11 protein-coding genes are annotated in these 11,619 nt (G+C 67.7%); 9 read left to right on the forward strand and 2 right to left on the reverse strand.

All coding sequences use genetic code 11. The annotated features are described in order from the left end of the window. From M0R80_28390 to M0R80_28430, 9 genes are all read left to right on the forward strand, one after another. A partial coding sequence (locus tag M0R80_28390) for an alpha-amylase family glycosyl hydrolase (GenBank protein MCK9463557.1) occupies positions 1-1,604 on the forward strand: 1,604 nt, incomplete at its 5' end. A 25-nt stretch (positions 1,605-1,629) separates the two neighbouring features. Then, positions 1,630-1,953 carry an STAS domain-containing protein gene (locus M0R80_28395; GenBank protein ID MCK9463558.1) on the forward strand — a complete coding sequence of 108 codons (324 nt, stop codon included), beginning with the start codon at positions 1,630-1,632 and terminating at the stop codon, positions 1,951-1,953. 8 nt (positions 1,954-1,961) lie between these two features. Beyond that, on the forward strand, positions 1,962-2,399 hold the full coding sequence (locus M0R80_28400; GenBank protein ID MCK9463559.1) for an ATP-binding protein: 438 nt from the start codon (positions 1,962-1,964) through the stop codon (positions 2,397-2,399). 43 nt (positions 2,400-2,442) lie between these two features. Continuing rightward, on the forward strand, positions 2,443-4,146 hold the full coding sequence (locus tag M0R80_28405; protein ID MCK9463560.1) for a PP2C family protein-serine/threonine phosphatase: 1,704 nt from the start codon (positions 2,443-2,445) through the stop codon (positions 4,144-4,146). 164 nt (positions 4,147-4,310) lie between these two features. Continuing rightward, positions 4,311-6,260, forward strand: a complete 1,950-nt coding sequence (locus M0R80_28410; GenBank protein MCK9463561.1) for a RecQ family ATP-dependent DNA helicase — start codon at positions 4,311-4,313, stop codon at positions 6,258-6,260. 35 nt (positions 6,261-6,295) lie between these two features. Further along, positions 6,296-7,348 (forward strand): hypothetical protein, encoded by a 1,053-nt coding sequence (locus M0R80_28415; protein MCK9463562.1) that lies wholly within the window; start codon positions 6,296-6,298, stop codon positions 7,346-7,348. A gap of 5 nt (positions 7,349-7,353) precedes the next feature. Beyond that, positions 7,354-7,800: a hypothetical protein gene (locus tag M0R80_28420; GenBank protein MCK9463563.1), complete on the forward strand. Its 447-nt coding sequence runs from the start codon at positions 7,354-7,356 to the stop codon at positions 7,798-7,800. 3 nt (positions 7,801-7,803) lie between these two features. Then, entirely contained in the window at positions 7,804-9,120 is a 1,317-nt protein-coding gene (locus tag M0R80_28425; GenBank protein ID MCK9463564.1) for an SEC-C domain-containing protein, read from the forward strand. Between the two features lie 212 nt (positions 9,121-9,332). Then, positions 9,333-10,079 carry a PilZ domain-containing protein gene (locus M0R80_28430; GenBank protein ID MCK9463565.1) on the forward strand — a complete coding sequence of 249 codons (747 nt, stop codon included), beginning with the start codon at positions 9,333-9,335 and terminating at the stop codon, positions 10,077-10,079. Positions 10,080-10,089: 10 nt separating this feature from the next. On the opposite strand, the gene M0R80_28435 is transcribed toward M0R80_28430, so the two are convergent. After that, entirely contained in the window at positions 10,090-10,482 is a 393-nt protein-coding gene (locus tag M0R80_28435; GenBank protein ID MCK9463566.1) for a PilZ domain-containing protein, read from the reverse strand. Continuing rightward, a complete protein-coding gene (locus M0R80_28440; GenBank protein ID MCK9463567.1) occupies positions 10,479-11,585 on the reverse strand; it encodes a serine/threonine protein kinase in 1,107 nt (368 codons plus the stop codon). Before M0R80_28440 ends, M0R80_28435 begins: the two co-directional genes overlap by 4 nt. Positions 11,586-11,619 lie beyond the last annotated feature (34 nt).

The following is an 11,619-nucleotide window of genomic DNA, read 5'->3' on the forward strand; positions in this document are numbered from 1 at the left end:
CCTCGTCGGGCGTCGCCCAGGCGCAGGCCGGCACCTTTTCGGCGATGCGCGAGAAGCTGCCGTACCTCCAGTCGCTGGGGATCAACTGCGTCGAGCTGATGCCGATCTTCGAGTTCGACGAGCTCGCGAACGGTCGCTGGGACGCGGAGACCCGCCGCTGGAGCAAGATGAACTACTGGGGGTACAGCACGCTCGGCTTCTTCGCACCGAAGGCCGGGCTCGCGGCCACCGGCGCGACGCGCGACGGGACGATGGTGGCCGACGAGCTGAAGAACCTGATCAAGGAGTGCCACGCAGTCGGCATCGAGGTGCTGCTGGACGTGGTCTTCAACCACACCGCGGAAGGGAACGAGAACGGCCCGACGATCGCGTACCGCGGGATCGACAACGCGACGTACTACATGCTCACGAAGGAGGGCTACTACTACAACTTCAGCGGGACCGGGAACACGCTGAACTGCAACAACCCGATCGTGCGCAACCTCGTGCTCGACGCGCTGCGCTACTGGGCGGCGTACTACCACATCGACGGCTTCCGCTTCGATCTCGCCTCGGTGCTGGGGCGCGATCCGTGGGGCGCCCCGCTGTCCAATCCGCCGCTGCTCGAGGCGCTCGCGTTCGATCCCGTCCTGGGCAAGTGCAAGCTGATCGCGGAGGCGTGGGACGCCGGCGGCCTGTACCAGGTGGGCTCTTTCCCGGCCTACGGGCGGTGGGCCGAATGGAACGGGAAGTGCCGCGACACCTTGCGCCGGTTCCTCAAGGGCGACGCGGGCCAGGCGCACGCGATGGCCGAGGTGATCCAAGGCTCGCCGGAGCTCTACTCCGGTCGCGGACCGACGGCCTCGATCAACTTCGCCACCTGCCACGACGGCTTCTGCCTGAACGACCTGGTGTCGTACGACGGCAAGCACAACGAGGCCAACGGCGAGGGCAACGACGACGGCGCGAACGACAACTTCAGCTGGAACTGCGGCTGGGAAGGCCCGAGCGACGACCCGGCGATTCTCGCGCTGCGCCGCCGGCAGATGAAGAACGCCGTCGCGGTACTGATGGTCAGTCAGGGCGTGCCGATGGTCCTGATGGGCGACGAGGTCGGACAGACGAAGTACGGCAACAACAACACCTACTGCCACGACGGCGAGCTCAACTGGCTGGACTGGTCGGCGGCCGAGCACAACGCGGACCAGCTGCGGTTCTTCAGGAACGTGATCGCCTTCCGCCGCGCGCATCCGGCGCTGCGCAACCGGGATCATTTCCAGAACCGCGACTATCGGGGCAGCGGCTACGCGGACATCTCCTGGCATGGGATCCGGGCGTGGCAGGCAGACTGGGACGGCCGCGTGCTGGCGTTCCTGCTCTGCGGCGACCACGCGAAGAACGGCAACGCGAAGGACGACATGATCTACGTCGCCATGAACATGTATTGGGACGCGCTCCCGTTCGAGCTGCCAGGCCTGCCGCGAGGCAAGAGCTGGCACGTCTCGACGAACACGAGCATGTCCTCGCCCGACGACATCCACCCGCCGGGAAAGGAGCCGCGGCTCGCGGACCAGGGTTCGGTTCTCGTCGGGGGGAGGTCCGTGGTAATACTGGTCGGTCGATGACGGGACCGACGCGAAGGAGGAACGAATGGCGTTGAACGCAACGTTCGAGACGACCGAAGACGAAGCGCGCATCACGCTCGGCGGGGAGCTCGACGCCGCGTCCGCGTCGCAGTTCAAGGAGCTGGTGGAAAAGGCTGCGGCGGGCGGCCCACGGCGCCTCGTCCTGTTCATGAAGGAACTCGGCTTCATGGCCAGCGCCGGGCTGCGTGTGCTGATCTTCGCGCGGCAGAAGATGGGTGCCAACGTCGTCATCTACGTCGTCGGGGCGCAGGGCCCGGTGCGCAACACTTTGGAGATGAGCGGCTTCCACCGCAGCGTCGTCGTCCAGGACGATTACGCGCCGACCTAGGCGGGAAGATGACTGAAACGGACCGGCTGACCCTCCCCGCAACGCTCGAATCGCTCGAGCGCATCCGGGCGTTCGCGCGCGAGGCGGCGGTGCGCGCCGGGTTGGACCCGCAGCGCTCCTACGCCCTGCAGCTCGCGCTCGACGAGATCGCGACCAACGTCGTGTCCTATGGCTACGGTCCCTCCCGCACGGACGGCCGGCTCGCGCTCCGATCCGAGGTCGCCGGCGGGGCCCTCGTCGTGGTGCTCGAGGATTGGGCGCCGGCGTTCGACCCGCGCACACGAGAGCTGCCGACCGAAGAGGATCTGAGCCTGCCGCTCGAAGAACGCAATACCGGCGGCCTCGGGATCTTCCTGGCGGTAAAGGGCGTCGACCGCTTCGACTACCGCCGCGTCGGCGACAAGAACGAGACCATTTTCGAGGTGCGCATCGGCGGGCAGTCGTGAGCGTGCGGGAAGGACGGCGGGCGTGACGCTGAGCTGGTCGAGAATGTCCCTGCGTGGGCGGATCTTCACGGTGGTGATCGCCCTCAACGTCCTGCTCACTACCGCGTTCACCTTGTGGGGCTACCGAACTGAGAAGACGCTCGCGATGACGGAGGTGGACTACGACCTCCTCGACGGTGCCCTCGCGCTGCGACAGCATCTCTCCGCCAACGATCTCGGCGGCTCGTTCCACGATAATGCCCTGGCGGGAAGAGAGCAGCTCAAGGGCCGCGCGCTGCAGGACACGATGGTCCCGTTGTACGAGCTCGCGTCCTGCAAAGGACTGGCCTTTCTCTATACGCTGGTCGAGCAGGACGGGGAGCTCTGCAAGGGTGGCGAGTACTGTTTCGTCATCGACAGCCCCACGGCGGAGGAAGCGGAGCAATGGAAGTCGGGCAACCGAAAGTTCCACGCCGATCAGCCTGACAACCTGTTTCTGCACCCCTGGACGGAGGACCACCCGCCGCCCGCCGTGCTGCGCGACCTGTTCGATGACAAAGCACGCGAGGACAATCTGGCCTTCGCGGAATACGAGGACCCCCCGTACGGCGACTTCCGCTCGATCTTCGTGACCTCGAAGACGCCGGCCGGCCGAACGATCGTCCTGGGCGCCGACATCCCTCTGACCTCGGTCGATGAAATATTCCTGCGCAAATTGTGGCCCCCGCTACTCGGAGGGCTCGCGATACTGGTGCTCTCGCTGATCTCCGCGGCGCTCGCCATCCGACGGGTCGTCCGACCGCTGCGACGGCTCGCGGACTCGACCGCGCTCATCGCCGAGGGCAATCTGGACGCCGAGATCCCGCAGTCTCCGTCGCACGACGAGATCGGCGCGCTCTCGCGATCTTTCGAGAACATGCGCGTGTCCCTCAAGGAGCACATCGCGAACCTCGCGCAGACCACCGCCGCGAAAGAGCGGATCGAGGGCGAGCTGAAGATCGCCCGCACGATCCAGATGAGCCTGCTGCCCAAGCGCCTGCCCGCTGACCTCACGCGTTCGGAGCTCGCGCTCGAGGGGTACCTCGAGCCGGCCAAGGAGGTCGGCGGCGATCTGTACGACTACTTCTTCACCGACAAAGACCACCTGTTCTTCACCGTCGGCGACGTCTCGGACAAGGGCGTCCCGGCCGCGCTGTTCATGGCCGTCACGAAGACGCTGATAAAGAGCATGGCCTCGTTCGGCACCTCGCCTTCCGAGGTGCTCGCGCGAGTCAACCGCGAGCTGTGCCAAGAGAACAGCGAGACGATGTTCGTCACCGTGTTCTGCGGGGTGCTCGACCTGCGGACCGGCGAGCTGCGCTACTCGAACGGCGGGCACAACCCGCCGCTGCTCATCCGAACGAACGGAGCCACGGACTGGCTGCCAGTCCCGGAGGGCCTGGTGCTCGGGATCGATCCCGACACCAAGTACGAGACGCGCGCAGTCCGTCTGGCAGCGGGGGAGACGCTGCTGGTCTACTCGGACGGCGTCACCGAGTCGATGAACCCGGACCGGAAGCTCTACTCGGACGCGCACCTGAAGGAGATCGCCGGGACCTGCGAGGGACGGGAGCCGGCGGCGACCGTGGAGATCGTCGTACACTCCGTCGCCGACTTCGTCTCGGGGGCGACACAATCCGACGACATCACGATCCTGGCCGTCCGATACAATGGCAAGGGCTCCGCACCCCCGGCGAGTCGCCTCGATCCCGGCAAAACCCTTTCCTGAGCTGCCCAATAACGCTCCGGTGAGATCTCGGGCTCGCCCAGCACGGAAACACGCAACAGCCATGGGTGAAGCTTTTCCTTGCGGTACTCGAAAGGCATCCTTCAGCCCCTCTCCAGGCAAGCCATCGCAGGCGGGTTTGCGTCCTCCCCTCATGGAGAGTGTGCGTGGCGGCTTGGCGCGAGATCGCAGAAGCGAATGACGAATCCGAGGCTGTCGGAATCCTCGCGCTCCTGTATGTTCCGGCCGTGGCGCGCGCCAAGACAGTGAGGTCCTCCTCTTCCTCCCTCAACGGCGATTCCATCGACCGGACGCTGGGCGACTTGCTCAACGAGCGGTTCGGGCTGTCGCGCTTTCGGCCGCACCAGCTCGAGGTGTGCCGCGCGGTGGCCCGCGGAGAGGACGCGCTTCTCGTCATGCCCACCGGCGCCGGCAAGTCCTTGTGCTACCAACTGCCAGGCCTCGCCCGCGGCGGCGTGACCCTGGTCGTCAGCCCGCTCATCGCGTTGATGGAAGATCAGGTCGCGGGGCTCGTGCGGCTGGGCCTCCGGGCCGAGCGCATCCATTCCGGGCGCGATCGGGCCGACTCCCGCACCGCGTGCGTCGCGTACGCCGGGCGCGAGATCGACTTCCTGTTCATCGCCCCGGAACGCCTCGCCGTGCCCGGGTTCCCGGAGTTTCTCGGAAGGACACCGCCCGGTCTCATCGCGGTCGACGAGGCCCACTGCATCTCGCAGTGGGGACACGACTTCCGCCCGGACTACCGGCTGCTCGGGCAGCGGCTCGATCTTCTGCGGGCAGCGCCGGTGTTGGCGCTCACGGCGACCGCCACGCCCCGCGTGCAGGAGGATATCGCGGCCCAGCTCGGCATGCCCGGCGCGCGGCGGTTCATCCACGGCTTCAGGCGCGAAAACATCGCGGTGGAGGTCGCCGAGCGGCGCATCCCCGAGCGGAGCGCCGCGGCGCTCGCGATCCTGAAGCAGCCCGGGCGGCTGCCGGCCATCGTGTATGCGCCGACCCGCAGGGCCGCGGAGGAGCTCGCCTCGATGCTCTCGGCGAACGGCCTCGCCGCCGCGGCCTACCACGCGGGGATGGCCGCCGAGCAGCGCGCCGGAGTCCAGGCGGCGTTCCGGTCCGACGAGGTGGCGGCGGTCGTGGCGACGATCGCCTTCGGCATGGGGATCGACAAGTCGGATGTGCGCACGGTGCTGCACACGGCGCTCCCGGGCAGCCTGGAGGGGTATTACCAGGAGATCGGCCGCGCCGGCCGCGATGGAAAACCCGCGCGCGCCGTGCTCCTGCACTCGTTCGCCGATCGCAAGACCCACGAGTTCTTCCTCGCGCGCGACTACCCGGAGACCGCGCTGCTCAAGCGCCTCTACCGCAGGCTCGCCGTCGAGCCAGCGGACGCGGAGCTCTTGCGCAAGGACACGAAGCTCGGCGACGAGGCGTTCTCCCGTGCGATCGAGAAGCTCCGGATCCACGGCGGCGCCGAGATGGGGGGCGGCGGGCGCATCTCCCGCGGCCGCGCCGATTGGGAAGGACCGTACGAGGAGCAGCGCCGCCAAAGGATCGCTCAGCTCGAAGAGGTGCAGCGGTTCACGCGATCACCCGCCTGCCGCATGCTCCAACTCGTGCGGCACTTCGGCGACACCGACGACTCGGGCCGCCCGTGCGGCCTGTGCGACGCCTGCGCCCCGGGAGCGTCCGTCGCCGAGGCGGCCTCGAGCCGGGCGCCGACGGAGGCCGAGCTCAAGGCGATAAAGCGCCTTCTCGCCGCCCTCGAGACCCGCGGCGAACAAGCCAAGGGGACGCTGTTCCGCGAACGCTGCGAGGGGCTCGTAGAGCGCCGGCGGTTCGAGATGATCGTGGAGGCGCTGCGCCGCGCCGGTCTCCTGCATGTCTCCGAGGACGAGTTCGAGAAGGACGGCGTGGTGATTCCGTTTCAGCGGCTCTCCCTCACCGAAGACGGCGCTCGCGCCGCTTCGGATCAGCGAGCTCTCGCGACGCGCGTGCGCCTCGCCGGCGGCGATGATTCTCCCGCGAAGCGAAGAACCCGTGGCAAGGCCGGCACCAAGGCGCACGGCGAAACCAAACGCCGCCGCGTACGCCGATGATCGGTGGTAGTCCGCCGCACTCGAACGGAGGAGCGATGTCGCAGAAAAGGACTTCGAAGAGACACGGCTCGTCAACGGGCGCGAGCGCTGCGTGCTTCGCGTACTACGAAGCCGCGATGCGATTCTACAGCGCGACGCCGTGGGTTTTCATCGAGAGCATGGTGCCGTTCGCCGTCTACCCGCCGGGGGCAAGCGCGCCGCTCGTAGCGAGCGTCCTCGGCGCGGGCGGCGAGGAGTACGGCCTCGGTGTATACCGCGGCGACCACGCGTTCGAGCACGTCCGCGCGCTGACGAACGGCGAGATGGGCGTGCGGCTCTCGTCCGAGGTCGACGCCCTGTCGTGCATGTTCGAGCAGTACGGGCGCATGCCCAAGGAGGTCCGCGCGCCGATCCTGCGGGCGGGAGCGAGGCCGAAGCGCGACGCCCTCGCGCCGTGGGCGATCGCGAAGCGGCCGTTCAAGAAGCCGGCGAACCCCACGGACGAGGACCTCGCACTGCTCGGGACGCTGATGGACGCGATCCTCGCGGCCCTGGAGAAGAAGATCCTGCCGCTCGCCGGCTCGTTCGAGACCGCGTTGCGCATCGTGAGAACGGAAGGGAGCCTCGAAGTGTCGGTGGAGCCGTTCATCGTTCCCGCACCGAGACAGCGGCCGGCGCCGGCGACGCTGATGCTCGACCGCACCGCGCTGGCGCGGCTGCCCATCATGGATGCCGCGTGGCACGTCGGCTGCCCGGTCGCGCCGATCTCGGTCGCGGACATGGACGACGAGCTCCGCGCGCTCGTCGCGGTCGCAGAGCCGAACGGCATCATCGTCGGCATGCAGATCCTGCACGGCGAGCGGGCGCTCGACGCGGCGGCGTTCGAGGTCGTCGCGGTGTTCTCGAAGCTCGGCGGGATTCCCCGAGAGATCTTCTTCACGGAGGTCGAGGTGCGCGACGCCCTCGCCGTGCACCTCGAACCGCGCAGCGTCGTCTGCGCGCTCGCGGAAGCTCCGTCGCCCCTTCTCATGGAAGCGCTCACCGCGCTGTTCGGGCACCTGTCAGGAGGGAGGCCGCCTCCTTCGCAGCGTCGGAGAAGTGCGCGGTGACCACCATGGACGAAGCCAAGCTCATCGCGAAGCTGAGATTGATCGAGGCGCTGCACGCGGGCGCCTCGACCCCTGGCGAGCGCGACGCCGCGGGTCGTGCCCGCGAGCGCATCCTCGAACGGCTGCGGACCGCGGAGAAGGTCGACCCGCCGGTCGAATACAAGTTCACGCTCGGCGATCAGTGGTCGAAGAAGGTGTTCGTGGCGCTGCTGCGCCGCTACGGGATCGCTCTCTACCGATATCGGGGGCAAAGGCACACGACGGTGATGGCGCGCGTCTCCCAGAGGTTCGTGCGCGAGACGCTGTGGCCGGAGTTCGAAGAGGTCGCCGAGACGCTGCGCGCGTACCTCGCCGACGTCACCGAGCGCGTCGTGGCGCAGGTGATCCACGAGGACACTTCCGACGAACCGGAGCGCGAGGAGCCGCGACAACTGACGTTCACGACGAGGTGAGCAATGCAGACGATATCCCTGAGCATCGTCCCCTGGCGCGACCGCGCCGTGAAACGCGTGATCGAGTTCACCGAGGAGCAGACCCTCCACGACGTGCACCTCGCGATCCAGCACGCGCTCGACCTGGACAACGCCCACCTGTACGCGTTCTTCCTGAACAACCGGGCGCACGACCCGACGTTCGAGTTCGGCCACATCGACTCCGGCGCGCGGCACCGCGCCGACGAATCCCGGCTCGGCGCCATCGACCTCGTTGTGAAGAAGCGATTCGTGTACGTGTTCGATTTCGGGGACGAGCTGCGCCACGACGTGCAGGTCGTCGGGTTCGGTCGGGCCGAGGCGGGTGTCGAGTACCCACGCATCATCGAGTCGATCGGCGCGCCGCCGCCCCAGTACCCGGAGATCGAGGACGACGAGGCGGATGGCGACGAAGACTGGTACGAAAGCGATGGCCTAGACGACGACGGGGAAGACGAGGATGTGGACGGCACCGACGCCGAGGTCGAGACCACCGAGGTCGATCGACCGCAGCCGGATGAGCCGCCCCTTCGACCCGAGCTCGAGCCGCTCGCTTCCCGGATAGGGGAGCTGCTGGAGAACGAGGACGATGGGCGGTTCATGTTCCATCCCCGGCGATTCCGGAAAGTCGGCGCACCCGAGCGCATGGAGAACGAGCGCCTCCTCGCCCTGGACATCCTCTCGGCGGCAGCGCGCGACGAGAGCGCGCTCGACGATCTCTCCGACGCGACCGACTTCGACGTCTCGTTCTGGCTCACCGAGCTGCCGATCGATCTTTCGAAGCTGGGGAAGTACGAGGAAGCCGTCGATCTCGCCGCCCGAGGGGTCGACGCCCTCGACAGCAACGCGTTGCGCTGTTCGCTCCCCGCCCTGCTCGCCGGCGCGGGCCGACACGGAGAGGCGATGCGGCTCTCGGCGGAACGCCTGGCGGAGGATCCGCATCACCCGCAGACGCTCTTCGCAGACGGGGTCGTGTCCCTGCTCGCCGGCGACGAAACGCGAGCGGTGAGCCAGCTGCGCGAGGCGCTCTACTGGTCCGGAACGGATTGGGACATACGCGACACGATCGCGGAGGATCTCGCGGCGGTGCTGCGCACCGGAGGCCGGGTCGAGGACGCGGAGCAACTCGCTGACGAGGAGCGGCTGTTCCGCCGCGACACCGAGAACCGGAAGAGGAAACGCCGCGGGCTGCCGCCGCTCTCCGAGATGCGCGAGGGGCCGAAGATCGGAAGGAACGATCCGTGCCCGTGCGGCTCCGGCAGGAAGTACAAGAAGTGCTGCCTCGGAAAGAGCGCGCCATGAGCTCGCCAGGCGCCGTCGGGGACCCGGAGAGGGACGCTCCGAGCCGACCCACGGCTTGAAAAGCCGTTGCCGGCCGCCGAAAAACCGATGGAGCGCAGCGGAGTCAACGCGTTGCCGTACGGAATCCATTGGTTTGGCGTTCTCGCCGTGTCACCGATATGGTACAAGCTAGCGCACGATTCCAGTGTCGGACCGCATCGAGGGGAACGGCGATGAGCGAGGGAACAGCCTACCTGAACGCGACGCGCCCTGCGCAGCAGGCGCGCGAGATGCTCGGCCAGGCGCTGGGCCGGATCCAGGACATCGGCAACCCGGGGCTCGACGTGGGTGACGTATCCGCGTCCATCGCCAAGGCGGTGGGTGCCCTGTTCGCCGTCCAGTCGTCGCAGCCCAGCGATCCCGATCACGCGACGGGCGTGTGCACGGCCATGGGCTTCCTGCGCACCACGCTCGAGCAGATGCAGGAGATCGGCGGAGAAGATCCGGCCTTGACCGACGCCACGAAGACGATCGCCAAGACTCTCGCGCTCCTCTACCCGATCTCCAGGGTCCAGGAGCGTCAATCGCTCCTGCCGGGCGCTCCCGCGGCGACGACCCATGGAGAGGTCCCGCCCGACCCCCGACGCAGCGTGCAGAGGTTCTCCATCGACACGGAGATCGGCTTCCAGTCGGAGTCCAACTTCTACACGGGCTTCACGGAGGACATCTCCGAAGGGGGCCTTTTCCTCGCCTCTTACGACTGCCGCCCGGTGGGCTCGCTGTTGTACATCAGCTTCACGCTCCCGGACGGCGAGCTGGTTTCCGCCGAGGGGATGGTGAGGTGGATCCGCGAGTACAATCGGACGACACCGGACTTGATGCCCGGCATGGGCGTGCAGTTCACCTCGCTCGCCGAAGCGCACCGCGACGGGATCAACCGCTTCCTGACCCAGCGCGAGCCAATGTTCTACGAGGCGTAGCCCCGGCCGATCAGCGGCCGAGCTTCGAGGTCGGCAGCGGCGGCGGGCTGGGTGCCTCGGAGGTGCGCGCCAGCTCGACGAGGAGGGAGATGCCGAGCCGGGCCGTGTCATCCACGTCGGTGAACTCCACGCCGAAACCGCTCGCCGGCGGATCGTCGCGCTCCACCGTGCGGACGATGCGGCCGAAAACGCGGACGTTCTCCGTCGATTCACTGAGGAAGATGTTCAGCTCTATCGACTGTCCGGCGCGGAAGGCGGCCGTGTGGGGCAGCCCGAGCGTGGAGACGAACGCGCCCGAGAGGCTGATGTTCGTGACGTCCAGCACGTAGTTGACCGTGCCGCGCGTCACGCGGACGTGGGCCATGATGCTGTAGCGCTGGTGCCTGCGGCGCTCGGTGCTCATTGGCGTGAGTGTACCGCGGAGGTGACGCGAATGGTAGGACTGCCGCCCAGGTCGAGGATCCGACCGTCTCGAAACCGGTCGTCCTGCCGGGCGAACGCGAGCAACGGCACGAGGAGTTGCTCCGCGCTCTGGAAGCGGTCCCGCGGGTCCCGCTCAATCGCCCGCAGCAATGTTCGCTCCAGATCGGGATCGAGGTCGTCGGCGTACCGGCTGGGGGGCTCGATCGCGCATTCCGCCACCGCAGCCAAGACCGACAACGGGTTCGGGCCGTCGAACACCGGATGCCCGGTGAGCATCTCGTACAGGATCTCACCGACGGTGAACAGATCGGACCGCTGGTCGACGTCGAGCCTGCCCTCGGCCTGCTCCGGAGACATGTACTCCGGCGTGCCGAACGCGCCCTCGTCTCGGGTCACCCGTTTGCGCTGCTCATTCGCCGAGAGCAGAAGCGAGATGCCGAAGTCGAGGATCTTGAGCCGCGGGTCCGCGAGGTCGCCGACGAGGAACAGGTTGCCGGGCTTGAGATCCCGGTGAACGATCCCCTTTGCGTGGACCGCGACCAGCGTGCGCAACACTTCGATCGTCAAGCTGACGGCCGCGGCAGGGGTGAAGCGCCTCCCCACCAGCATCAGCTGCGCCAGGCTGCACCCTTCGAGCAGCTCCATCACGATGAACGGAATGCCCTCCGTTGTCCTGCCCATGTCGGTAACCTCGGCGAGGTTGGGGTGGCCGACGGTGGAGAAGACGCGGGCCTCGTTGTAGAACCGCTCCTCGCTCTGCGAGCTCCGGGCCAGATCGACATCGAGGAACTTGATGGCGTAGCGCCGGTCGATGAGCAGGTGCTGCGCTTCGTAGACCGTGCCCATGCCGCCCACGCCGCGAGGGGCGCGGATCTGGTACTTTTCGTCGAGGATGCGGCCGGAGAGCTTGTGGATCTCCCGCAGCGGATCGCGGCTGACCGGGCAGACCTCCGCTTCTCGCGGGTGCAACTCGGAGCAGTACGGACAGCAGAAGTAGGCGTCGCGGGCGGCGGCGAAGAACTCGCTGTCCGTCGTGTCGCGGGCGCTGATCCTGAACGCCGGACGGCCCGGCTCGGCGGGCAAGGCCAGCTCGATGCTGAGCCGCTCCAGCTCCGCG

The organism is Pseudomonadota bacterium (assembly GCA_023229365.1).
Lineage (GTDB): Bacteria > Myxococcota_A > Polyangia > JAAYKL01 > JAAYKL01 > JALNZK01.